The organism is Streptomyces sp. NPDC018000, from assembly GCF_044328025.1.
GTDB lineage: Bacteria > Actinomycetota > Actinomycetes > Streptomycetales > Streptomycetaceae > Streptomyces.
In genome coordinates this window covers 45,214-69,061 of sequence record NZ_JBIRGM010000012.1, presented here as the reverse complement: position 1 = coordinate 69,061, position 23,848 = coordinate 45,214, and the positions used below count along the sequence as shown (strand labels likewise).

The window sequence follows — 23,848 nt, the reverse complement described above, 5'->3', positions numbered from 1 at the left end:
TCCTCCACGTAGGCCGGTTTCTCCGCCATCCTCCGGCCTGTACGAGGGGTCACAAAAGCGCATTCTTCTATGGCTGAGCCTCACGTCTTTCGACGCTCGCAGCCAAGCAGCCGACATCCCGTTTCTCCACGCTCCGATCACGCCTCGCCGACGTGATCAGCAGTAACGACCTGGGGGACGATAGGGAGTGGATCAGGGCGGCGCGAGCCCGCTCCCTATCGTCCCCCAGGCCGTAAGCCGGTTGTCATGCTCAGGCGACCAGGGGCCGGTCCTGTGGGGCGATCGGCGCCGGAAGCACGGTGGAGCCGTTCAGATAGCGGTCCGTTGCGGCCGCGGCGGACCGTCCCTCGGCAATGGCCCACACCACGAGGGACTGGCCGCGTCCCGCGTCACCGGCGATGAACAGCCCGCCGGTCCCGGTGCGGGCTGTCCGCTCGGCCGACTCCGCCGTTTCGGCCACGAAGGCAGCATTCCGGGCGAAGTTTCCCCGGTCGTCCAGCGTGAGCCCGAGCTGGCGCATCAGACCGGTGCACCGTTCGGGACCGAAGAAGCCGAGGGCGAGCACGACCAGATCTGCCGGGATGACACGTTCCGTCTCCAGCCGCGGCCTTCTGCCCTCAGGCTCCACTTCCGCCAGGCGCAGCGCGCGCACTCGGCCGGACCGGTCCCCCTCGAAGCTGAGAGTGGCGGAGGAAAAGGCTCTCGGATCTGCGCCTTCTCGCCCCCGGGCCTCTTCATGAGCATGGGATATCCGATAGACCTTCGGATACACGGGCCAGGGCTCGGTGTCCCGTCGGGTGTCACCGGGCTCCGGATTGATGTCCAACTGCACGACGGAGGCGGCGCCCTGACGCAGGACGGTGCCCAGACAGTCCGAGCCGGTGTCCCCGCCACCGATGATCACCACGTGCTTACCCTCGGCGGTGACGGCAGGCACGTCGTGGTCGCCCTCCGCGACCCGGTTGGCCAGGGTCAGGTAGTCCATGGCCTGGTGGATGCCGTAGAGCTCACGGCCCGGGACGGGCAGCTCCCGTTGCCCCGTGGCTCCGACGGCGATGACGACCGCGTCGTTTCGCTCCGCGAGCTCGGTGGCGTCGAGATCGCTGCCGACGTCCACACCCGTGCGGAACTTGGTGCCCTCCGCCCGCATCTGCTCGATACGGCGGTCCAGGAAGCGCTTCTCCATCTTGAACGCGGGGATGCCGTAGCGCAGCAGCCCGCCGATACGGTCGGCGCGCTCGTAGACGGCAACGGTGTGACCGACGCGGGTGAGTTGTTGTGCTGCCGCCAGTCCCGCGGGGCCGGAGCCGACGACGGCGACAGTCCTGCCGCTGAGCCGCCCGGGCGGTTGCGGGGTCGCGTACCCGCGCGCCCAGATCTGGTCGGCGATCGCCTGTTCGACATTCTTGATCGTCACTGGATCGGCATTGATGGTGAGCACGCAGGCGTCCTCACACGGCGCCGGGCACAGCCGCCCGGTGAACTCCGGAAAGTTGTTCGTCGCGTGCAGCCGCTCGGCCGCCGCCCACCAGTCGCCCTTCCTCGCGTAGGCGTTCCACTCGGGGATGAGGTTTCCCAGCGGGCAGCCGCTGTGGCAGAACGGAATGCCGCAGTCCATGCAACGCCCCGCCTGCTCGGACACGAGCGGGAGTCGCACCTGCCCCGCGTAGACCTCGTTCCAGTCGCTCAGCCGTTCCTGGACGGGGCGCGCAGGGACGGCCCGACGGGAGGTCTTGAGGAAGCCGTAGGGGTCGGTCATGCGCCGCCTCCGTCGCTCACTCGCGGTGTGCAGGCGTTACGGCAAGAGTACGCCTGCATACCACCGCGACCACCTGCTCGGCGCAGCGGTTTCCACGCAAGCCCGGGGGGCCGCACGGGTGAGCCCGGCCGATTTCACGGTGCTTCGCCTGCACGGGTGGTGCATCCCTGGCCACGGTCGTAGCGTCGACTCAGGAACAACTGCTGGACAAGGGCGCCACCACCACAGCTGGGGAGCCGATATGCCAAGAGACACGCTCAGAACAGCGGTCATGCTGTGTGCTGCTGCCGCACTCGCAGCAGCAGTAGTGCCCGCATCCGCATCCGCAGGGTCACGCTCGGCCGCTCATGTGGTGGCCGTCGACTGTTTCCGGAATCCGCAAGTGCGCCCCGGCGACTTCTTGCTCGCCTGCGGGGACGGCAACAACCGCCTCGTCTCGCTCCGATGGTCCGATTGGGGACGTACGTCGGCTGTGGGCAGCGGACTCGACGCAGTGAACGACTGCCGGCCCTACTGTGCGGCAGGCACATTCCACTCCTACCCGGTCACCGTCAGACTCGACCGCCCGCAGTCCTGGCAGAAGCGCCCCGAGCTCCAGCACTTCACCCGCCTGCAACTCACCTACACCGACGACCGGCCGTCGCACACGGAGCGGCACGTGACTTACAACCTCTGGGACTGACGCTCATGTCCGTCGGGGATGACCGCCGGGGTGGCGTCGGACAGCCACCGCGTCCGGAACCGATGCCCCGAGGCGGCCGGGCCGCCCCGGGGGGCTCCGAGGCGGCCCGGACAAGGATTGCCGATGCCTTCCCGCTGGGGGTCACGGCACGGCAGGCTTGAGCACGACAGGCAGCTCCGTGAGGCCGCGGAAGGCCGGGAACGGAACCTCCAACCAGCGTGTCTCACGCGCGGGGTCTGCCAAAGCCACCGTCGGAAAGCGGCTGAACAGACCCGTGAGAGCGAGTTGCATCTCCAGCCTGGCCAGAGGCGCTCCCAAGCAGTAGTGGATGCCGTGTCCGAACCCCAGATGGGCACTTTGCACATTCTCCGGTCGGGTCACATCGAACTTGTCCGGAGAGTCGAATTTCAGCGGGTCGCGGTTGGCCGAGCTGAGCGCGACCTGAACCAGGGAGCCCTTCGGAATCCACGTCCCGGCGATCTGAACGTCCTCGGTCGCGAAGCGGAACGTCGCGCTCTCCACCGAGCCGTCGTAGCGCAGCAACTCCTCCACCGCCCGTCCGACCACCTCCGGGTTGTCCTGCACAGCGCGGAGCTGGTCAGGATGGGTGAGGAGGTGGTGGACGGCGTTGCCGATGAGGTAGGCGGTTGTCTTGTGGCCCGCGAACATCAGCAGAAACGCTGTCGAGATCAGTTCCTGATCAGTGAGCCCGCCATTTTCGTCCCGGGCTGCGGTGAGCGCGCTGAGCAGGTCCTCATCAGGGTGGCTGCGCTTGCGCGCGAGGAGATCCTCGAAGTACGCGTGCAGGTTCTCCTCCGCTTTCTGCTGGGCCTGCTTGGATTCCTTGCTGAATCCTGTCTGCGCCACCGTGGTGGAAAGGTGTTGGAGCTCCGACTGTTCGTCCGACGGCACGCCGAGCAGTTCACTGATCACGGTGATCGGCAGCGGGAACGCGAACGCGGGCAGCAGGTCGACCGGTTCGCGGGGCGCGCAGTTGTCCAGCAGCGTGTCGACGATGTCCTGGATCCGCGGCCGCAGCGACGCGACGCGGCGCGGAGTGAACGTGGAGCTGACGAATTTGCGCAGGCGGGTGTGCTTGGGCGGGTCGGAATTGAGCATGTGGTCGTCCAGAGCCACGGACGAGTCACCGAAGATCCTCCGGTAGGCGTCCATGGCCCCGTACATGTCCTTGCTCAGGCGCGGATCCGCCAGGGCCGCCCTCGCGTCCGCGTACCGCGTGATCAGGTAGGTGTCGATGCCGTGCGGCGGCCGCATGGGGCAGACGGGCGCCGTATCCCTGAGGCTCGCGTAGACCGGGTGCGGGTTCCGTCGGAACTCGGGGGTGCACCGTTCGGCTGCGGCGACCGGGTCGTCCACTGTGGTCACGGACGGCTCCTCAGGTCGAAGAGGGCCTCGGCGTTCCCGCCGAGGATGAGCTGCCGCGACGCCTTGTCGACCGGCAGCTTCTCGATCAGGCGGATGAACTCCTCCAGGGGCACGGACATCGGCGGCGAGTCGGTACCGAACAACATCCGCTCCGGCCCCAGCACCTCGGCGTTGAGGCCCAGGTGCGCCGGGCTGAACGTGCTGGTGTCGACGTACATACGCCGGAGTGCGCCGCCCGGGTCGGCCGACGGTGGAGTGGAGGACGGAGCCGGGGCCGAGGACTGCGCCGACGGCTTGCCACCGCCCCAGTGCCGGGGACGCGCCGCTGTCTGCAGGCGATCCGGCAGCAGCGCCATCGCGCCACCGCCGGTGGCACCGATCAGTCGCAGGCCCGGATATTTCTCCAGCCACCCCGCGAACGCGATCATGGCCATGCCCATGGTGACATCGCCGAACCGGCCGATCTGCTCGACGAAGCCGAAGTCGTCGACCCGGTCCGTTCCGATCGGTTCGGCCGGGGCATGCACGAGGACCGGCACTCCCGCCTCGGCTGCCAGCGCGAAGAAGGAGTCGGCCCGTGGAGAGCCGAGCAGTTCGCCGTGGACGCTGGAGGTGGTGATCAGGCCGACGAAGGCAGGATCCGCCAGCGTCTCGCGGACTCCTTCCAGATGATCGTCGTCGCCGAACGGGTTGGCGTACACGTACCCGCGCAACTGGTCGGGGAATGAGGCGATCAGGCCCGACATCCATGCGTGGAAGCTCCGGAGCCGGTCTCGCGGTTGCGCGTAGTTGTCGACTCCCGGCACTCGCGCCATGGCGCCGGCACCGACCGGACTGCCGATGATGGTGAGGTCGATCCCGGCCTGGGCGCGGGCAGCCAGCATTCCGTCGACGTCGGTCAGGCTGGGAGGCATGGGGAAGCGTCGGGCGGCCTCCGGTGGGGACAGATGTCCGTGGATGTCAATGATCACGTGTGAGTTCCTGGGTTCGGTGTGAGTGCGTGGGCGACCGCGACGCAGTCCTCGTCTCCGTGTCCCTGGTCGGTGGCACGGACGTGGGTCTGCGCGGCTGCGGAGACGAGAGGGAGCCGCAGTCCGGCCGCTGCGGCCTGGTCCGCGGCGAGCAGGAGATCCTTGGCCATGAGGCTCAGCCGGAAGTCGGGCTTGTCGAAGCGCCCGGCTGCCAGCCTCTTGGACTTGAACGACATGACGGGCGAGGCGAAGCCGGTGCCCGCGATCGTGGCGAGGACGAGCTTCCGGTCGAGTCCGGTGGCGGCCGCCAGCTCGACGGCCTCGGCCAGAGCCTGCACCTCGATCCCCATCAGCAGGTTGAGGAGCAGCTTCATCCGCATGCCGGAACCGAGTTCGCCGAGGTGGACGACCTCCTTGCCCAGCAGTTCGAGCAGCGGCCGGCCTGCGGTGAAGACCCGTTCCTCGCCACCGACGAACAGCCTCAGCTCGCCGCTGCGGGCGTGCTCCCGGTTGCCGAGCATGCCGACGTCCAGAACGGAGTGCATGTCGCCGGTGAGGCGGACGACCTCTTCGGGAGCGACCGTGCTGGCGCAGACCAGGGCGCCGGGGTACGGGCCCCCGGTCAGAATCCCGTCCGGGCCGTGCAGCACGGCGGCGAGGGCTTCGCCGTCGGTCACGGTGCAGATGGCAGCGCTCGTGCCCTCCACGGCATCGGCCGGATGGGCTGCGGCGACGGCGCCGGATCGGGCGAGCTGTTCGGTCCGCCCCGCGGTGCGGTTCCAGACCCGCACCTGAACGCCCTGCTCGAGAAGGCGATTGGCCAGGCCGGTGCCCATCGCGCCGAGCCCGAGGACGGCGACGGGGCCAGTGGTGGGGCGTGTCATGACTTCACCCCCACGGTCTCCTTGATGACCCGGTATCGCAGCGATTGGGTCTGGTCGACCCAGGCGCGCAGCGGAGCCACCAGTGCGCGATGTTCTTCGCCCTGTTGCCAGGCGAAGAAGTGGTCGGGCGTCTCCCACTCGCTGGTGATCACCCACTGGCGGGAGTCGTCGATGGGTTCTCCCAGCCGGTCGATGATGTGTCCCGGGACGCTGGCGACGGACTTGCGTACATGCTCGTACGCGTCCAGAAACCCCTGCTCACCGCCCTCGATGACGTGAACCGTGTACACCACGGAAAGCTTGTCGGCCGAGCAGCCGTTCTGCTCAGTGTGCATGTCTACTCCTGGAGGCTGAGATCTGGCAGAGCACGATTCCCACAGACTCATGGCCCCCGTGGCCACGCAACTTCGGTGTGGCCACACAGCCCAATGGCGAGAAGGCATTCCCACGTTTGCCGACCCGGTCGAGTGAGTCCGAAGGACCTGCTCGGCACCCACTCGAGAGGCGAGGCAGCAGCCCTGGCCCGAACAGTGTGAGCAGTGACAGCGACCCCCCTCGGCGCAAACCGTCAGGCTGGACGGTCTCCGTGATTGCGTCCCGGAAGGGGGACGGGGTCGCGGTGGATCGCGATGAAAGCGGCGTCGTCGCCCAGATGTCCGCCGACGTGGGCGAGGAGGTCGCCTCGCAGGTGGTGCAGTAGTGCCTCTGGAGAGCTCTCGGTCCACCGGGCTGCCCGTTCTGCGAACGGGTAGAAGTCTCCCTCTCGGTCGCGTGCTTCGATCACGCCGTCGGTGTAGAGGAGGATGGTGTCACCTTCCTCGAATGTGAACATGTCAACACTGTAGCTCGTCTGCCCCATGCCGCCCAATCCCAACGGGGGCGCGGGGTGCAGACTGGGGACGGTGATGGCGTGCCCTGAACTCAGCAGCAGCGGTGCAGGGTGTCCACAGCTGGTCATTCGGCTGATCCGGCCCAGGTCGGGGATCTCCAGCAGCAGGGCCGTGGCAAAGCGCTCTCCGGCCTCGTCTTCCGGCTCGAAGTCGGCCTGGTAGCGGGAGACACTCAGTTCGAGGGCCGCGGCCAGTGCGGGCAGGCTGGTGTGCTGGTAGGCGGCCTCGCGAAACGCGCCGAGCAGGGCGGCGGCTTCTCCGATGGCGGCCAGGCCCTTGCCTCTCACGTCACCGATCATCACCCGGGTTCCGCCTTCGACGCGGGTGGTCGCGTACAGATCGCCGCCGATCTGGGCCTCGTCCTCGGCAGCCAGGTAGATACAGGCGATCCTCAGCGGACCGATACGGTCCGGGAGCGGCCACAGCAGGACGTGCTGCGCGGCTTCGGCCACCGACCTCACCTGTGCGAGTTCCCGTCTGTGCCGCTCGCGTATCACGCAGAAGGACACGATCAGGGCCGAGAGCACAGTGAGGGCGGCGATCTGCACCAGCACGTTCCGGGAGGACAGTACGCCGAGGTGCAGGCCGATGTATGCCTGGGCCGCCACGGCAAGGAGCCCGATCGCTCCGGTCAGCAGAGGCCCGGCGAACGAGGCAGTGATCGCGGGCGCGATGACCAGCAGCGGTCCCAGATGGATGTCCTGCGGTGCCAGGATGTCCACGGCGGTGATCACGACGATGAGCACAACGGGAATCGCCAGCAGGGCATGACTCGAGCGCCATGGCTCCCGCAGACCCGCAAAACCCTCGCTGAGGCCCACGTCTTCCACAGTGCATCGCCCCTGGGCGGCTGACGAGTCGGCCAGGGGCGGTCGGGCCCGGTGAGCTCCTCGGAAAAGGCTTGTCAGCAGCGCTCTCCGCCGAGACCTGCCCCTCCCCCGCCATGTCCGTCGAGCAGCCCGGGCCGCCGACCGGGCTACGCGTTACGCTCGTTCTGAATGCACGCGTCCCGACCGTGGAGGCGGCCATGAGCGAGAGCGACGAGTACCCGACGCCATCGCAGGCAGAGGGCGAGAGGCTGGAAGAGGACATGAATCCGGCCGAGGAGCGGCACCCCGCCACGATGCGCACCCAGCCGTCCCAGGCGGAAGGTGAGCGCATCGCGGAGGATACCGAGAGCTGACAGAGGCGGCCGCTGCTGCCGGTCGGCGTCGCCCGCGCAGGACCGGCACGGCTGCCCGCAGGCGGAGTCCCTCGATGTCGGCGGGGGCGGTGGGAGAGCAACCGGATACCGATCGGGATCGGTTGCCGCCCACCTGCCGCCCCGCCTGCCGGGACACCGGATCGGGCAGTCTGCCGAGATCAGACCGCCGGGGCCGGATAGGTCGGGTACTCCACTCCGGAGACGTGCTGGACGACGCGGATGACCTGGCAGGAGTAGCCGAACTCGTTGTCGTACCACAGGTAGAGGATCGCGTTGTCGCCATCGACCTTGGTGGCGCCGGCGTCGACGATCGAGGCGTGGCGCGAGCCGATGAAGTCGCTCGAGACCGCGTCGGGCGCCGTGGTGAAGTCCATCTGGCGCTTGAGCGGGGAGGTCAGCGACACGTTGCGGAGGTAGTCGAGAACCTCCTCGCGGGTGGTCTCGCGCCCGAGCCGCAGGCTGAGGATCGCGATCGAGACGTCCGGCACCGGAACGCGGATCGAGCTGCCGGTGATCGGCGCCTTGAGTTCGGGCAGCGCCTTGGCGACGGCGGAGGCCGCACCGGTCTCGGTGATGACCATGTTGAGCGGCGCCGAGCGGCCACGGCGGTCGGCCTTGTGGTAGTTGTCCAGCAGGTTCTGGTCGTTGGTGAACGAGTGGACGGTCTCCACGTGGCCACGCAGGACGCCGTACTCGTCCGCCATCGCCTTCAGCGGCGGGACGATCGCGTTGGTGGTGCAGGAGGCGCAGGACAGGATCTGCTCGTCCGGCTTGATCGTGTCGTGGTTGACACCATGGACGATGTTGAGGACGTCGCCCTTGCCCGGCGCGGTCAGGACGACCTTGTCGATGCCGGGGCGCAGGTGCTTCGAGAGACCCTCGCGGTCGCGCCACTTGCCGGTGTTGTCGATGAGGATGGCGTCATTGATGCCGTACGCCGTGTAGTCGACCTCCGACGGGTCGTTGGCGTAGATCACCTTGATCTCGTTGCCGTTGGCGACGATCGTGCTGTTCGCCTCGTCAACGGTGATCGTGCCCTGGAACTGGCCGTGGATGGAGTCGCGGCGCAGCAGGGAGGCGCGCTTGACGATGTCCTGGTCGCCGCCCTGGCGGACGACGATGGCGCGCAGTCGCAGGCCGTTTCCGGAGCCGGCCTTCTCGATCAGCAGGCGGGCGACGAGGCGGCCGATACGGCCGAACCCGTAGAGGACGACGTCGCGGCCCTCGCGGCGCTCGATCTTGTTGACACCCGTGGCGCCGGCGACGGCCTCGGCGGTGAAGTCCTCCACCGAGAGACCGCGATCGTCGGTCTTGTACGTCGCGGCGAGCATGCCGATGTCGATCTGCGAAGGACCGAGGTCGAGCGTGGTGAGTGCCTGCAGGAACGGCAGCGTCTCGGTGACCGAGAGTTCCTCACCGTCGATCTGCCGGGCGAATCGGTGGGTCTTGAGGATGCTGACCACCGACTTGTTCACCAAGGAGCGGCTGTGAAGCAGGACCGTGACGTCCCGCTCCCGATGCAGCTTCCCGATGACGGGGATCATCGACTCCGCGATCTCTTCGCGGTTCTTCCAGTTGGTGAACGAGTCGTCATTGACAGTCACAGGTTTATCTTTCGAGCTAGGCGGCGCTCATATGCTAACCCCCCACCACTTTGATCATTCAAGTGGTGCCACCTGAGCCCCCGGAGCCGGCCGAGCATCAAGACGCACCGCGTCGACGCACACACCCCGGGCAGGACGTGCACCTTCCCGCCGCATCGACGTTCCAGGGGTGCGCCACCCCAGGCTGCCGATTTGGCGAACATCACACATCGCCAAAACCCCTATATCGGACATTTCCACCCAAATATTCAAGATCGCTGACTCCGGGCCACGTATGGTCGCGGTGGCCTATGAGTTGGGATCCGATCCGGTATGGCTGAGCCCCGACTCCCGTTCATCGATTCTCCGCGGCCCGACCAGATGCCAGGGCGGCAACCTGCTGCAGCCCACTCTGCTGAGCGGTTGTAAGCAAACGCAGCGGGAGCCCGACTCTCAAACCAACCGCGCGAGGACCGGCGAGATGCCCTACGGCAGACAGCGAGGCAGGACACAGCCTTCATGTATGGATCGCACATATTGACCTGCTCGCGGCGCGGTCTGGCTGCTGCCCTGGCCGCAAGCTCATTGCTCACCGTACTCACCTTGGCAACCCCGGCCTCGGCCGGCACCACCAGTGCTGCGGCTGGTGATTCGAAGGTTGTCTGCACCTCGCAGAAGCCGGGACTGGCATCCGAGCTGTCCCACGACATAGCCGGTGCTCTCAACGGGCGACAGGGCACATGGTCGCTGGCCCTGTACGACCGGATCACCAAGACCACCTGCGAACTCAACGCCAATACGCATTTCGACTCCGCCAGCGTGGTGAAGGTTTCGGTACTCGGTGCACTTCTGCGGCAAGCCGAGGAGGCACACCGGCAGCTGACTCCGCGGGAGGTGAACCTGACCACCGCCATGATCACCAAGTCGGACAACGACTCGACCTCCGCACTCTGGCACCAGATCGGTGCCGCAGGCTTCCAGAAGTTCCTCGCTCTGGCACACATGCGGCACACCGTTCCCGGGCCCGGTGGAAGCTGGGGCCTCACCCGGATCACCGCCGGCGACCAGCTCCGGCTGATGCAGCTGCTGACGGCTGAGAACGAAGTACTCACCCCCTCCTCGCGCAGCTACGCTCTCGACCTGATGAATCGCGTCACCCCTGACCAGAGGTGGGGGGTGCCCGCCGGATCGCCCGCTTCGGCAACCGTGCATGTCAAGAATGGCTGGCTGCCGCGCACCACCGGCGGATGGCGGGTGAACAGCGTGGGCGCCTTCACCGGCGGTGCTCACGACTACGGCATGGCTGTCCTCTCGACCGGCAACGGCACCATGGACTACGGCGTCGTCACAGTCGAAGGAGCGGCCCGCACCATCCATCGTGATCTGACAGGTGCCGCTTGACGGTCCTGGAGCTCACCATTCTCAGCTCCCTTCCCGTGCCGAGAGCGGTGGAGCTCCGGCAGAAGCAGGTTCGCACCCTGCGCGAGGAGCCCATGCGGCACCGAATCGTCGGAAGGAATCCCTCCGCGGCGATCGGTGGTTAGTGTCCGTCGCATGACACATATGAGGAAGATCCAGGCGCGACGGATGACGGTGGCGCTGGTGGGCGCGGCCACCGCGATGGTGCTGGGTGTGGGCGGGGCGATTGCCGTGGCCGACCAGGACGGCGAAGCGTCCGGCCCGACTCCTGTGTCCGCGGAGACGTCCGATACGGGAAGCGGCGGTCTCGCGGGCGGCGCGGACACCGGCGCTGGGGACAGTAACTCCGTCAGTGGTTCAGGTAGCACCGACGGCGGCAGCTCCGGCGGTACGGATGCGGGCCCGGTGCCGTCCGAGTCCCCAGCTCCTACGGACGGGCCCACATCGCATCCCACGGCTCCGGCAAGCCTGGACGACCTGGCGGAACGCATCGACGGTCTGGAGAAGAAGGTGGATGAGCTGCCCACCAAGAAAGAGCTGGCCGATGCCCTCCGTGCCTTCGCCGACGCGTTGGAGCAGCAGGACTGAGCCCACGGACGGAACATGCTGCGGCGCGCGCTTCGAGCCCTCATGGAGTACACCCGGCCGGAACAGACCTTGCCCTGGTGGGACCGGGTGGAGGCGGCGCTCGCCCAGGCAGCTCCCACGACCGCCCGAACCGGTCGAAGACCATCAGAACGCGGTTCCTCAATCGTCAGACGCCCGCGGCCCGCGCCGCCTCGTACACCTCGGCCGCCACGTCGATCAGCTCCGCGGCATCGCGTGTCGTGCCCTGGAGATCCAGCAGGATCTCCGGCACGCCCGTTTCGGCATGTGCCACCAGGTCTTCGACGATCTGCGCCACGTTCCCGTGGAAGGGCTGGCGGCCCGCGCCCTCGAACGGCTTGGCGCTGTACCGCGCATTGGCACGGGCGCAGACGTCGATCGGACGCTCCCGGCCGCGCTCGGCGGCCACGTCCTGTACCCGCTGCCACTCCTCGGCCAGCCGAGCGGGGCCCATGGCCAGGGGCATCCAGCCGTCCGCCCGGTCGACGAGACGGCGGGTGGCGCGCGGGCTGTTCGCTGGCAGGTAGACAGGAATGGGGCGCACAGGCTTGGGGCCGACCTCGGACGGGGCGATGGTGGTCAGCTCTCCCTCGTAGGAGACAGGGTCCGGGCCCCAGACGGCCGCGCACACGTCCAGCAGCTCGTCCAGGACCGCACCACGCCTCTCGAAAGGCGCGACGGAGGCAGCTGCATACTCGTCCAGAGACCATCCCGTGCCGAGGCCCGCGATCACCCGCCCACCACTCGCGACGTCGAGCGAGGCGAGCGTACGGGCCAGTTGGAACGGCACGTGCAAAGGCGCGACCAGGACGCTGCTGCCGAGCCGGGCCCGGCCGGTGGCCGCTGCGGCCAGCGTGAGCGTGACGAGCGGGTCGGCGACACTGCGGTACTGGTCGGGCCACGGCAGCCCCGGTACGCCGTACAGTCCCTGGGTGGCGGGCTCAGGAAACAGGACACGCTCGAAGACCCAGAGACTCGCGTAACCTGTCTCCTCCGCCGCGCGTGCCACGGTGGCCACGTCGCGGCCGATGTCGTACTGCTTCATCTGCGGGAGACCGAGACCGAGCGAGATCGTCATGTGCGCACTCCTTCATGATGACTGCGGGCCAACCAACCTTAGGTCGACAGGCAGACGGAATTCGGCGACCAGCACGGTCAACCGGCTCTGGTAGCCCTTGTGGGGCAGCGGCTCCTTCGGCAACGCCTGTGCGACGCGGACCTCAATGCGAGCCTGCTCGCCCGCCTGCACCACTCGATCGGCCCCGACCTGGGCAGCCGTCACCCCGGAGGCGGCGCCCGTCCCGACTGCGCCCGGTTCACCCAGCGGTCCGATCAGTCGGTCGTCACGGTGAGCAAGTCCAAAGAGGGCGGGCGCGTTCGCCATCGACTCCGACCAACTTGTACGCATCCACGCGACCCTGCGGGTCGGTCGCCCTCTTTTGGCGGACCGGACACACGCCACTCGCATGCAGTACGGCCAGCCCCGTACGCAGCTCAGCGCCGTCCCGCACGGCGGGATCGTGGATGAGGGATGAGCCTGGCGGCGGGCGCTCCTCGCTCCCGACGCCAGGCGTCCGGCAGCGAGAACCCCTCTGGCCCCTTCGAGAGCTGCTGCCGCACCTACGCGATCGAGTTCGAGTGGCAGCCCGACGGGTGGGCGGCTAAGACTGAGGCGACGGTTTGGGAATCGGACGACGAATCCCGGCCTCGTGACTTCCGGACTACTCGCTCCGGCCATCGAATACCGCGAGTACAGGGCGCCGACCGTAATGGACGACGGCGCTCGAAAGTTCCTCAAGGAGCTCGCATGGAGGAGAAATCCATCGAAGTCTTGACGCCGCCCGGGCCAGATGAATCTGCGATCGACGCACGCAGGTACACCGGCCCGACGACCGGCATCGAGACAGATCTCGTCGCGGTGCTGGCTGACGTCATGTGCGTCGAAAAGGTGTCGGTCGACAGCAACTTCTTCGAAGATCTCGGCGCCAACTCGTTGGTGATGGCGCATTTCTGTGCACGAGTCAGAAAGCAGGCGGACCTTCCATCGGTGTCGATGAAGGACATCTACCGTTACCCGACGATCCGAAGTCTGGCGACGGGGCTCGCGGACACCGCGCCCACCCCTGTCGAGTCGTCGGTCCCGGCGTCGACCGAGACGGTCACCCCGGCCGGCACGGTGCAGTACGCCCTCTGCGGAACGCTGCAGTTCCTGCTTTTCCTGGGATATTCCTTCCTCGCCGGACTTGTTGCCGACCGAGGCTTTGCATGGGTCTCCGCCAGCTCGGATGCGACCGATATCTACCTGCGATCATTCGTCTTCGGCGGCGTCGGCTTCGTCGGTCTGTGCACTTTCCCGATCGCGGCCAAATGGCTCCTCGTCGGCAGGTGGAAATCGCGCGAGTTCCCGGTCTGGGGTCTGACGTATCTGCGCTTTTGGACCGTCAAGGTGCTGATCCATGCCAACCCGATGATGCTCTTCGTCGGTAATCCCTTGTACGTGCTGTACCTGCGAGCCCTGGGCGCCCGGATCGGCAAGGATGTCACGATCCTCTCCCACAGCATGCCGGCCTGCCCCGACCTGCTCACGATCGGCGCCGGCACGGTGATCCGCAAAGACTCGTTCTTCCTCTGCTACCGGGCGCACGCCGGCCGTATCCAGACCGGCCGGGTCACCCTTGGCCGGGACGTGTTCATCGGCGAGAAGACCGTGCTCGACATCGACACGTCGATGGGCGACGGAGCACAACTCGGCCACACGTCCACGCTGTACAGCGGCCAGTCGGTCCCGGACGGCCAGCACTGGCACGGATCCCCGGCCCAGCACACGGAGCACGACTACCTGAGGATCGCGCCGGCCGAATGCGGAACGCTGCGCCGGGCCGGCTTCGGCCTCGTCACCGTGCTTCAGCTGTTCTTCCTCTACGTGCCGCTGACTGTCGGGGGCGCGTACATGCTCGTGACCCTGGTTCCGGCGTTGCACAACCGACTGGGACCGGGCGCGATGGGGTCCACATGGCCCGATCTCTGCATCGACGCCCTCGTCCTCTCCTCCGTGCTGTTCTTCGGTTTCGTCGTCGTGGGCCTGGCCCTGATGTTCACCGTTCCGCGCCTGCTGAACCTGGTCGTCAAGCCGGACAAGGTCTATCCGCTGTACGGGTTTCATTACTCGACACACCGGGCGATCGGGCGCATGACCAACATCAAGTTCTTCAAGTGGCTGTTCGGTGACAGCTCCTACATCGTCCACTATCTGCGCGGCCTCGGATACGACTTGTCCCGGGTGGAGCAGACCGGGTCGAACTTCGGCACAGAAGTGCAGCACGAAACCCCGTATCTGTGCTCCATCGGCAGCGGAACGATGGTCGCTGACGGGCTCTCCATCGTCAACGCCGACTACTCGAGCACGTCCTTCCGGGTGTCCCGGGCCTCGATCGGGCCACACAACTTCCTCGGGAACAACATCGCTTATCCCTCAGGGGCCAGGACGGGCGAGAACTGCCTCCTCGCGACAAAGGTGATGATTCCGCTCGACGGCGAGGTGCGTGAGGGGGTGGGCCTGCTCGGCTCACCGTGCTTCGAGATTCCCCGGTCGGTCGAGCGTGACACCCGGTTCGATCACCTGCGGACCGGCGACGAGTTGCGCCGCAGCCTCGCCGCGAAGAACCGCTACAACATCCGCTCGATGCTCTTTTTCCTGCTCGTGCGGTGGCTGCACGTCTTCGTGCTCACGCTGCTCGGCCTGGCGAACATCGAACTGTACGATTCCTACGGGCATGTGCTGATCGCCGCGTACCTGGTGTTCAGTGTTGGGTTCACCGCCGTCTATTTCGTACTGGTGGAGCGCGGCATCGCCGCATTCCGTGCGCTGCGACCGCAGTTGTGTTCCATCTACGACCCGTACTTCTGGTGGCACGAGCGCCTCTGGAAGGTGCCTGACGAGTACCTCGAAGTCTTCAACGGCACCCCTTTCAAGAACGTGATCTGGCGGATGCTGGGGGTTCGGCTCGGCAGCAGGGTCTTCGACGACGGCTGCTACGTGACGGAGCGGACGCTCACCACCATCGGGAACGACTGCACGCTCAACGCGGGAAGCAAGATCCAGTGCCACTCGCAGGAGGACGGCACCTTCAAGTCGGATCGCAGCACCATCGAGGCCGGCTGCACTGTCGGTGTGGGAGCCCACGTCCACTACGGCGTGACGATGGGCGCCGGCGCGGTGCTCGAGCCCGACTCCTTTCTCATGAAGGGCGAGGAGGTCCCCCAGCACGCGCGCTGGGGAGGAAACCCCGCCACGGAACTGCGGGATGCCCTGTATCAGCCCGAGGCGCTGACGCGGAACGGGTAGCAGCCCCGCCCTTGTCGGTGCTGAACAGCACGGTGGCGACGGTGAATGGAGAGGGACGACCAGATGGGAATGCAAGTGCAGGCCGGCCGGGAGTTCTGGCGCGCTGTGCTCGTCGCCGGCGGATTCACCGCAGTCCCGCGGTGGACGCGCAATCCGGTGACGGGCATCGGCGAACACGACGCGACGGTCCCGGACGACGTCGTGGCTGCGTTGGGCCGGTTGGCCAAGGAGCTGGCGGTGCCGCTCGACTCGGTGCTGCTGGCCGCGCACGCCAAGGTGCTCGCCGCGCTGTCCGGCGAGCACGAGGTCACGACCGGCTACGTCACTGCGGAGGGCGTCCGGCCGCTGCCCTGCCGGCTGACCACCGAACCCGACTCGTGGCGAGGGCTGCTGCTGGACACCCATCGCGTCGCGTCAGATCTGCTGCTGCACAAGGACTTTCCGGTCGATGAGCTCAGGCGCGAACTGGGCCTGGCCGAAACGTCGATCGAGACCGTGCTCGATCCGCACGACCTGGGCGGCGAACTCGCCGGTAGCACTGTGCTGCGGGTGGGATTCTCACAACGCGGCGGCCACTTCGTGCTGCGGATGCGGTATCGGACCGACGCGCTCGACACGGACTGCGCCGCCAGGATCGCCGGATACCACCTCACCGCGCTCGCGCTGATCGCCGCCGATCCGGACGCCGAGCACAGGCGGCAGAGTCTGCTCTCCGCCGAGGAACTCCGCTTCCAGCTAGAAGGGCTCGCCGGTCCGCGCCGGGAGCTGCCGGACCACCGGTTCCACGAACTGTTCGAGCAGCGGGTGGCGGCACACCCGGACGCCGTCGCGGCGGTGCATGGTGAGCGGCAGCTGACTTATCGGGAACTCAACGCGCGTGCCAACCGGGTGGGACGAGCCCTGCTCGCGAGGGGGCTGCGCCCCGAGGGTGTCGTCGCGGTGGTGACGGAGCGCAACCTGGACTGGATGGCCGCCGTCCTCGCAGTCTTCAAGGCCGGCGGCGTGTACCTGCCCGTCGAGCCGCATTTCCCGGCCGATCGCCTCGCGGCCATGCTCTCCCGTGCCGCATGCGGGCTCGTGCTGACCGAACCCGGCAGCACCTCCACGCTCGACCAGGCCCTCGACTCGCTGTCCGGGGTCCAGAAGCTCCTCGTCGGCACAGCCTATGAGGAAGACCATGCGGACAATGATCTGGGCCTGAGCGTCGCACCGGACCAGCTCGCCTACATCTATTTCACCTCCGGCTCCACAGGTGAGCCCAAGGGCGCCATGTGCGAGCACGCCGGCATGCTCAACCACCTCTACGCCAAGATCGACGACCTCGAGATCGGCGAGGGACAGGTGGTCGCCCAGACCGCACCCCAGTGCTTCGACATCTCGCTGTGGCAACTGGTGTCCGGGCTCCTGGTCGGGGGGCGGACCCTGCTGGTGGAGCAGGAGGTGATCCTGGACGTCCAGCGGTTCGTCGACAAAATCGTCGACGGCCGGGTCGCTGTCCTCCAGGTCGTACCGTCCTACCTGGACGTCGTCGTGTCCTTCCTGAATGAGCACCCTCGCGAACTGCCGGACCTGCGGTGCGTGTCCGTCACCGGCGAGGCGCTGAAGAAGGAGCTCGTGCAGCGCTGGTTCACTGCCCAGCCCGAGATCAAGCTGGTCAACGCCTACGGGCTGACCGAGACCTCGGACGACACCAACCACGAGGTCATGGACCGCGTGCCCGACGGAGACGCGGTCCTGCTGGGTCCCGCGGTCAACAACGTGCGCGTCTACACCGTGGACGAGCACCTGAACCCGGTGCCGCTCGGCGCTCCCGGCCTGATCGTCTTCTCCGGCGTCTGCGTCGGCCGCGGATATGTCAACGACCCCGAGCGCACCCGGCAGGCCTACCTGACCGATCCGCACGGTGAGGGTGCCCGGCTCTACCGGGGCGGCGACTACGGCCGCTGGCAGCCCGAGGGGAAGCTGGAGTTCCTCGGCCGCCGGGACAGCCAGGTAAAGATTCGTGGCTTCCGGATCGAAATCGGCGAGATCGAGAACACCCTGTTGCAGGTGCCCGGTGTTCGCGACGGTGCCGTGGTCGTCGCCGAGCGGGCCGACCAGAGCAAGCACCTGGTCGCGTTCTACTCCGGTCGGCGGCCACTCGATGTGGACGTACTGCTGGACCGGCTCGGTCGGTCGCTGCCCGAGTACATGGTCCCGTCGGCCTTCCACTGGCGGAAGAGTCTGCCGCTGACAGCCAACAGCAAGATCGACAGGAAGACTTTGCGGTCGCTCGCCGGAGAACTCGGCATCGTCCAGGACGACTACCACGCGCCGAATACGCCGACCGAACAGCAGCTGGCGGCCGCATGGGCGAAGGTGCTCGGCATCCCGCAGAACCAGATCGGACGGCGCGACCACTTCTTCGACCGGGGCGGCACGTCCCTGTCGGCAGTGAAGCTGGCGATCACCCTCGACCGTACGGTGTCCCTCAACGACGTCACCCGTCACCCGGTCCTTGCCGATCTTGCCGGGCTGGTCGACGGCCGGTCCGAGCGGCGCTCCGGGCTGCTTCAGTCGCTGTCGGAATCGGACGGTGTGCAGACCACTGCCCTGGTGTGCTTCCCCTACGCCGGGGGCAACGCGGTGAACTTCCAGCCGCTGGCCACGGCACTGTCGGGCGGCGGGCCGGCAGTCTACGCAGTCGAGCTGCCCGGTCACGACGTGGCCGCCTCGAGCGAGCCGTTCACCCCGATGACACAGGTGGTCGAGCAGGTCGTCGCCGAGATCATCCGGCATGGCCTGACCAGGGTCCTGCTGTGGGGCCACTCCTCGGGCACCGCTCTGGCCGTGGAAACCGCCCGAAAGCTGCAGGAGCGCGGGGTGGACGTCCAGCGGGTGTTCCTCGGCGCGCAGCTGCTCGGCGACGCCGCCGACCGGCGCGCCACCATCACCGAGCTCACCGCACGAAGCAACTCCGAGATCGCCGCGAAGCTGAGCGCGGACGGCGGATACACCGAACTCGGTGAGCTGGATACCCAGCACGCCGAGCACGTCGGTGCCGCCTACCGGCATGACTGCCTCTGCGCACACCGCTATTTCGCCGACGCCCTGGACAGCCCGCCGGCGCTGAAACTGCCCGCGCCGGTCACCGTGGTCGTCGCCCCCGACGACCCGAGCACGGCGGAGTACCGGCACCGCTACCGCGACTGGCAGCTCCTGGCCGAGCAGGTCGACCTGCACGAGCTCACAGACGGCGGCCACTACTTCCTGCGCACCCGTCCGGCCGAGGCGGCACAGGCCGTGCTGCGCGCCGCCGAATTGTTCGCTTCCTCCTGAGTGGCAACTGAAAGGAAATCGAGATGTCGTCCGTATCCACGGCGTCGCTGGTCGACGTGGAACTTGAGCCCGGAAGACCTCCGCTCCTGCGGGCCGATGCCACCGGCGACGCACTGAGCTGGGCGGCCGAGCACCGGGACGCGCTGCGCGCTGTCGTCGCCGAACACGGTTCGGTCCTGGTCCGCGGCCTCGGGCTGCGCGAAGCGGCCGAGACCGGCGCCGTCTTCGCGAGGCTGGCCACCGGTCTGATGACCGAGAAGGAGGTCTTCGCGCCCCGGCAGACCTACTCCGACGGCGTGTACTCCTCATCGAAGTGGCCGCCGAACCAGCCGATGTGCATGCATCACGAACTGAGCTACACGCTTGAGTTCCCCGGCCTGATGATGTTCGCCTGTCTCAGCGCGCCGACCGATGGCGGGGCGACCGCGGTGGCCGACTCACCCACCGTGCTCGACGCGCTGCCCGCAGAGTTGACCGAGCGGTTCGAACGGCAGGGCTGGGTGCTCACCCGCAGCTACAACGACGAGATCGGGGCGTCCATCGCCGAGGCATTCGGCACCGACGACCGTGGCGCCGTCGAGAGTTACTGCCGCGCCAACGCGATCACGTTCGAGTGGCAGCCCGACGGTGGACTGCGCACCAGGCAGCGCCGCAGCGCCGTGGTGCGTCACCCGGTCACCGGCCGTCGCTGCTGGTTCAACCAGATCGCGTTCCTCAACGAGTGGACGATGGCTCCCGAGGTGCGCGAGTACCTGGTGGACGTCTACGGCGTCGACGGACTGCCGTTCAATACCCGCTACGGCAACGGCGACCCCATCGGCGAGGACGTCGTGCAGCTGCTCAACAGCGTCTACGAGGCCAACACCGCGCGCGAGCCGTGGCAGGCCGGCGATCTGATGCTCGTCGACAACGTCCGCACCGCGCACAGCAGGGAGCCGTTCGAAGGACCGCGCGAAGTGCTCGTCGCCATGGCCGACCCGGTGCGTCTGGCCGACTGCTCGCCGACCATCGAGGTGACCGCAGGATGACCACCCTCAGTTCCACCGCAACGGATTTCGCGATCGCCGCTCCGATCAGCGTGCCACCATTCTCCGTGATCTCCGGTGCCCAGGTCCGGCGCGCGCTGCACGGACGCGAGAAACAGATCGTGGAGTTGGTCGAGGCCACCTACCGGGTGCACGGCGCCGGTGATTCGGTGAACCCGCCGTCGTACTTCCTGCGTTTCCCCGATCGCCCGTCGTCCCGGATCATCGCGCTGCCCGCCTCGATCGGCGGGAAGGTGCGGGTGGACGGCCTGAAGTGGATCTCCAGCTTCCCGGAGAACGTGACGGCAGCCATCCCGAGGGCCTCGGCCGTGCTCATCCTCAACGACCACGACACCGGCTATCCGTTCGCCTGTCTGGAGAGCTCGATCATCAGCGCCACCAGAACGGCCGCCTCGGCGGCGTCGGCAGCCGACTGGCTCAGCCGCGACCGGCCGCGACCCAAGCGTGTCGGGTTCTTCGGAGCGGGCCTGATCGCGCGCTACATCCACACCTTCCTGATCGGCAATGGCTGGTCGTTCGAGGAGATCGGCGTGCACGACCTGTCCGCCGACAGCGCGGCAGGCTTCCGGTGCTACCTGGAGCAGTCGGGCACCACCGGCCGGATCACCGTGCATGACAGCGCCGAGCAGTTGATCCGAAACAGCGACCTGGTGGTCTTCGCCACCGTCGCCGGTCAGCCGCATGTCAGCGACCTGTCATGGTTCACACACAATCCGCTGGTGCTGCACGTGTCGCTGCGCGACCTCGCGCCGGAGATCCTGCTCGCCTCGACCAACTTCGTCGATGACATCGAGCACTGTCTGAAGGCCAACACCTCGCCGCATCTGGCCGAACAGCTCACGGGCAGCCGGGACTTCCTGAACGGCACGCTGGACGACGTGATGGCCGGGCGGGTGACGGTGCGGGCGGACCGGCCGGTGGTGTTCTCGCCCTTCGGCCTCGGGGTGCTCGACCTCGCGGTGGGCAAGTACGTCTACGACGAAGTGGTCCGCAGCGGAGAGTTGCACGTCGTCGACGACTTCTTCCACGAACTGAGCCGGTACGGATGAGCCGGCCGCAAGCGCGGGAGGCCTCTCCAGGGCTGACCCCGGGAGAGAACACCGGTCAAGTCGCAGCAGGTCAGGACGGACGAGACAGCGGCCGCTGACACAGGGCCCCGTCCGGCTTGGTCGCACACGGGCTCCCGCCCGCACAAGCGAGAAGCCCGCCCACGGTCGGCTGGGCGTTCCGAAAGTGCTCTGCTTCAGATAGAGGAGACCATCGTGCCCATCATATCCGTTCCCTACGCGTTCAACGAAGAGCAGCTCTATGTCGACCTTCGGTCGATCTTCGGGCACTCGCTCTTCCTGAAGTGCGAGGGCTTCAACTTCGCCGGCTCGATCAAGTTGAAGGCCGCGACCGAGATGGTGGAGGCCGCTGAGCGGGATGGAATCCTGACGCCGGAATCGATCCTGGTCGAGTCCTCCTCCGGAAACCTCGGCGTGGCACTGAGCATGATTGCGGCGAGCAAGGGCTACCGGTTCCTTTGCGTGACGGACTCCCGCGGCAACCTGTCGAACAGGATGATGATGGAGGCGTTGGGCAGTCAGGTGCACGTGATAGCCGAACAGAAGGCCAACGGAGGCTTTCTCGGCGCGCGGCTCGAGTACGTCCGCGCGCTGTGCGCCTCCGATGACCGGTACGTGTGGCTCAGCCAGTACACCAATCCGAGCAACTGGAAGGCGCACTACCGCAGGACAGCGCCGGAGATCGCCCGTCAGTTCCCGCAACTGGACGTGCTGTTCGTCGGGACCGGCACCACCGGCACCCTGATGGGCTGCGCGCGCTACTTCCGGGAGTGGCACCGACCGGTGCGGATCATCGCGGTGGACAGCGTCGGCTCGGTGTCCTTCGGCGGTCCGCCGGGCCGCCGGATGATTCCCGGCCTGGGGATGAGCATGCGCCCGCCACTGCTCGACGAGTCCTATGTGGATGAGGTGATAAGTGTCGAGGAGGCGGACACCATCCGTGCCTGCCATCGTCTGGCCAGACGCGGATTCCTGTTCGGCGGCTCCACCGGCACGGTGGTCAGCGCCGCAACAGACTGGTTGGCCCGGCATGACGCGCACGAACTCACCGCAGTGGCCATCGGCCCGGACCTCGGCGAGCGCTACCTCGACACCATCTACCAGACCAACTGGCTGCAGGATCTTTACGGCGAGGACGTGCTCAACGCCGACAAGGAGGCCGCTGGTTCCTGGGCAGACTCCCCCTCACCAGCGAACCGGTGGGGCCGGCGGCTGGACCCTGCAGACCGGCGACCGCAACCGCAACCAGCACCATCAGCTCCGGGATCGTAACGAACTCACCCACGATCGGCAGTGGGAGAAGGAGCGGAGCCTGGGGCCTTCGAATCCAAGGCGGAGGAGGGAGCCGGATGGGGTCTCCCCTGCTCGAACGCAGCTGAGAGCTTGGGGAAGGAGCGTCGGCAACTGACGACTACGCCGGAGGCGGAGGTCCCGGACACCGCGACGCCGCTGACAATCGTGGGCGAGGTCGTAAGACCTGGGTGTTCTGTCCACGGGCCGACAGCCCCGACAAGGTGGTGTCCCACCACGCGAATCGTCCCGTCCCCCGCTCTGGAAGCGGTGGCCACGGCTGCCTCGGCATGCGGCGTGCGGCATGCCGGAGCACTCTGATGCTGAGGCTGTCTGTTCCCCGCGACCGGCAGCCGGCCAGGAAGGGGTGGCAGCGATGTTCGCGAGGCTGAGCACCTATGAGGGATCACCGGTTCCTGCGCAGGGAGAGCTGACGGCGAACTGGGATGCGACTCTCAAGCAGGTCCAGGACGTTCCCGGCTTCCGGGGCGTGTACTACCTCGTCGACCGGGCCTCTGGCAGGGCCAAATCGTTGACCTTGTGGGATGACAAGCAGACCATGCAGGCCAGCGAGGAAAGGACTACCGAACTCCGCGAGAAAGTCGCGCGGCGGGAAGGCCAACGGGTTGTCTCGGTCGAGCGCTTCGAGGTGGGATTCAGTCACCTGGAGCCGTAGCGGTCGTCGCACGGCCGATGACACCGGAGGCATTGTACGAGTGCCTGGATCCGTGCGCGATCGCGGCAGGGCTGGGTTCCCCCGACCTGCTGACGCTTCCAGGGAGCGGTGTTGAGCCATTCGTGTTGTGATCGATGACGAAGGACACAACGGCGTCGAGAACGGGAGGAAATCATGACTGAGAAGCTACGAGCGCGAGACATCATGTCCAGCGGCGTCCAGTGCGTCGGTGCGCACCAGTCGTTGTTCGACGTGGCGAAGATGATGCGCGATCTGAACGTCGGTTGCCTGCCCATCTGCGGCGACAACAACAAGCTCACAGGCTTGATCACCGACCGTGACATCGTCGTCAAGTGCTGCTCCGAGGGCGTCGACCCGGCCACCGTGCAGGCCGGATCGCTCAATGCCAAGGTGTTCTGGATCGATGCCGAAGCGGACGCCACGGATGTCCTGACGACCATGGAGGAACACCAGATCAAGCGGTTGCCGGTGATCGATGTCCAGGGCGGTCACCGTCTGGTCGGCATGATCACGGAGGCCAATCTTGCGAAGAATCTGAGCGACGAGCAGATCGCCGAGTTCGCGAGCCGTGTATACGCGGGTGCCCGGGTGTAACGGTCGGTCCGCGAGCTGAGGTGCCTCGTCGCAACCCCGGTCTCCGTGGTCCACCGGCAGGGCGCCAATGCGAGCCGGTCCGCTCGGCGACCGGCTCGCATGAGCCG

General features: G+C 67.2%; 20 protein-coding genes. 11 read left to right on the top strand and 9 right to left on the bottom strand.

Annotated elements, in window-relative coordinates; genetic code table 11:
* Nucleotides 1-250: 250 nt before the first annotated feature.
* Nucleotides 251-1,759 carry a glutamate synthase subunit beta gene (locus ACH4EW_RS22950; RefSeq protein ID WP_398259690.1) on the bottom strand — a complete coding sequence of 503 codons (1,509 nt, stop codon included), beginning with the start codon at nucleotides 1,757-1,759 and terminating at the stop codon, nucleotides 251-253.
* A 241-nt stretch (nucleotides 1,760-2,000) separates the two neighbouring features.
* Here ACH4EW_RS22950 and ACH4EW_RS22945 point away from each other — a divergent pair, with 241 nt between their 5' ends.
* Nucleotides 2,001-2,441 carry a hypothetical protein gene (locus ACH4EW_RS22945; RefSeq protein ID WP_398259688.1) on the top strand — a complete coding sequence of 147 codons (441 nt, stop codon included), beginning with the start codon at nucleotides 2,001-2,003 and terminating at the stop codon, nucleotides 2,439-2,441.
* 141 nt (nucleotides 2,442-2,582) lie between these two features.
* Here the strand turns inward: ACH4EW_RS22945 and ACH4EW_RS22940 are convergent, their stop codons facing one another.
* From ACH4EW_RS22940 to ACH4EW_RS22920, 5 genes are all read right to left on the bottom strand, one after another.
* Nucleotides 2,583-3,827 (bottom strand): cytochrome P450, encoded by a 1,245-nt coding sequence (locus ACH4EW_RS22940; RefSeq protein WP_398259686.1) that lies wholly within the window; start codon nucleotides 3,825-3,827, stop codon nucleotides 2,583-2,585.
* Entirely contained in the window at nucleotides 3,824-4,798 is a 975-nt protein-coding gene (locus ACH4EW_RS22935; RefSeq protein ID WP_398259684.1) for an amidohydrolase family protein, read from the bottom strand. The genes ACH4EW_RS22940 and ACH4EW_RS22935 overlap by 4 nt, the downstream gene beginning before the upstream one ends.
* On the bottom strand, nucleotides 4,795-5,682 hold the full coding sequence (locus ACH4EW_RS22930) for an NAD(P)-dependent oxidoreductase (RefSeq protein ID WP_398259682.1): 888 nt from the start codon (nucleotides 5,680-5,682) through the stop codon (nucleotides 4,795-4,797). Before ACH4EW_RS22930 ends, ACH4EW_RS22935 begins: the two co-directional genes overlap by 4 nt.
* Nucleotides 5,679-6,017, bottom strand: a complete 339-nt coding sequence (locus ACH4EW_RS22925; protein WP_398259680.1) for an antibiotic biosynthesis monooxygenase family protein — start codon at nucleotides 6,015-6,017, stop codon at nucleotides 5,679-5,681. The genes ACH4EW_RS22930 and ACH4EW_RS22925 overlap by 4 nt, the downstream gene beginning before the upstream one ends.
* 233 nt (nucleotides 6,018-6,250) lie before the next feature.
* The gene (locus tag ACH4EW_RS22920; protein ID WP_398259678.1) at nucleotides 6,251-7,393 is read right to left on the bottom strand and encodes a PP2C family protein-serine/threonine phosphatase; all 1,143 of its coding nucleotides are present in this window, start codon (nucleotides 7,391-7,393) and stop codon (nucleotides 6,251-6,253) included.
* A 206-nt stretch (nucleotides 7,394-7,599) separates the two neighbouring features.
* Here ACH4EW_RS22920 and ACH4EW_RS22915 point away from each other — a divergent pair, with 206 nt between their 5' ends.
* Nucleotides 7,600-7,755 carry a hypothetical protein gene (locus tag ACH4EW_RS22915; RefSeq protein ID WP_398259676.1) on the top strand — a complete coding sequence of 52 codons (156 nt, stop codon included), beginning with the start codon at nucleotides 7,600-7,602 and terminating at the stop codon, nucleotides 7,753-7,755.
* A gap of 179 nt (nucleotides 7,756-7,934) precedes the next feature.
* On the opposite strand, the gene ACH4EW_RS22910 is transcribed toward ACH4EW_RS22915, so the two are convergent.
* The gene (locus ACH4EW_RS22910) at nucleotides 7,935-9,380 is read right to left on the bottom strand and encodes a glyceraldehyde-3-phosphate dehydrogenase (RefSeq protein WP_398259674.1); all 1,446 of its coding nucleotides are present in this window, start codon (nucleotides 9,378-9,380) and stop codon (nucleotides 7,935-7,937) included.
* 582 nt (nucleotides 9,381-9,962) lie between these two features.
* Here ACH4EW_RS22910 and ACH4EW_RS22905 point away from each other — a divergent pair.
* Together ACH4EW_RS22905 and ACH4EW_RS22900 are read left to right on the top strand one after the other, a co-directional pair.
* Nucleotides 9,963-10,760 (top strand): serine hydrolase, encoded by a 798-nt coding sequence (locus ACH4EW_RS22905; RefSeq protein WP_398259672.1) that lies wholly within the window; start codon nucleotides 9,963-9,965, stop codon nucleotides 10,758-10,760.
* A gap of 153 nt (nucleotides 10,761-10,913) precedes the next feature.
* Nucleotides 10,914-11,366, top strand: coding sequence for a hypothetical protein (locus ACH4EW_RS22900; RefSeq protein WP_398259670.1), 453 nt, complete (start codon nucleotides 10,914-10,916; stop codon nucleotides 11,364-11,366).
* A 166-nt stretch (nucleotides 11,367-11,532) separates the two neighbouring features.
* On the opposite strand, the gene ACH4EW_RS22895 is transcribed toward ACH4EW_RS22900, so the two are convergent.
* Nucleotides 11,533-12,462 carry an LLM class F420-dependent oxidoreductase gene (locus tag ACH4EW_RS22895; protein WP_398259668.1) on the bottom strand — a complete coding sequence of 310 codons (930 nt, stop codon included), beginning with the start codon at nucleotides 12,460-12,462 and terminating at the stop codon, nucleotides 11,533-11,535.
* 12 nt (nucleotides 12,463-12,474) lie between these two features.
* On the bottom strand, nucleotides 12,475-12,768 hold the full coding sequence (locus ACH4EW_RS22890) for a hypothetical protein (protein ID WP_398259666.1): 294 nt from the start codon (nucleotides 12,766-12,768) through the stop codon (nucleotides 12,475-12,477).
* 423 nt (nucleotides 12,769-13,191) lie between these two features.
* Here ACH4EW_RS22890 and ACH4EW_RS22885 point away from each other — a divergent pair, with 423 nt between their 5' ends.
* The 7 genes from ACH4EW_RS22885 (at nucleotide 13,192) to ACH4EW_RS22855 (ending at nucleotide 23,741) form a co-directional block, all read left to right on the top strand.
* Nucleotides 13,192-15,729 (top strand): Pls/PosA family non-ribosomal peptide synthetase, encoded by a 2,538-nt coding sequence (locus ACH4EW_RS22885; protein WP_398259664.1) that lies wholly within the window; start codon nucleotides 13,192-13,194, stop codon nucleotides 15,727-15,729.
* A gap of 63 nt (nucleotides 15,730-15,792) precedes the next feature.
* Nucleotides 15,793-19,047 carry an amino acid adenylation domain-containing protein gene (locus ACH4EW_RS22880; RefSeq protein WP_398259662.1) on the top strand — a complete coding sequence of 1,085 codons (3,255 nt, stop codon included), beginning with the start codon at nucleotides 15,793-15,795 and terminating at the stop codon, nucleotides 19,045-19,047.
* A 23-nt stretch (nucleotides 19,048-19,070) separates the two neighbouring features.
* Entirely contained in the window at nucleotides 19,071-20,075 is a 1,005-nt protein-coding gene (locus ACH4EW_RS22875) for a TauD/TfdA family dioxygenase (protein ID WP_398259660.1), read from the top strand.
* Nucleotides 20,072-21,142 (top strand): 2,3-diaminopropionate biosynthesis protein SbnB, encoded by a 1,071-nt coding sequence (gene sbnB / locus ACH4EW_RS22870; RefSeq protein WP_398259658.1) that lies wholly within the window; start codon nucleotides 20,072-20,074, stop codon nucleotides 21,140-21,142. The genes ACH4EW_RS22875 and sbnB overlap by 4 nt, the downstream gene beginning before the upstream one ends.
* Before the next feature lie 213 nt (nucleotides 21,143-21,355).
* Entirely contained in the window at nucleotides 21,356-22,432 is a 1,077-nt protein-coding gene (gene sbnA, locus ACH4EW_RS22865) for a 2,3-diaminopropionate biosynthesis protein SbnA (RefSeq protein WP_398259656.1), read from the top strand.
* 394 nt (nucleotides 22,433-22,826) lie between these two features.
* Complete coding sequence (locus tag ACH4EW_RS22860; RefSeq protein ID WP_398259654.1) at nucleotides 22,827-23,126, top strand: hypothetical protein; 300 nt, start codon at nucleotides 22,827-22,829, stop codon at nucleotides 23,124-23,126.
* A gap of 174 nt (nucleotides 23,127-23,300) precedes the next feature.
* On the top strand, nucleotides 23,301-23,741 hold the full coding sequence (locus tag ACH4EW_RS22855; protein WP_398259652.1) for a CBS domain-containing protein: 441 nt from the start codon (nucleotides 23,301-23,303) through the stop codon (nucleotides 23,739-23,741).
* Nucleotides 23,742-23,848: the final 107 nt, after the last annotated feature.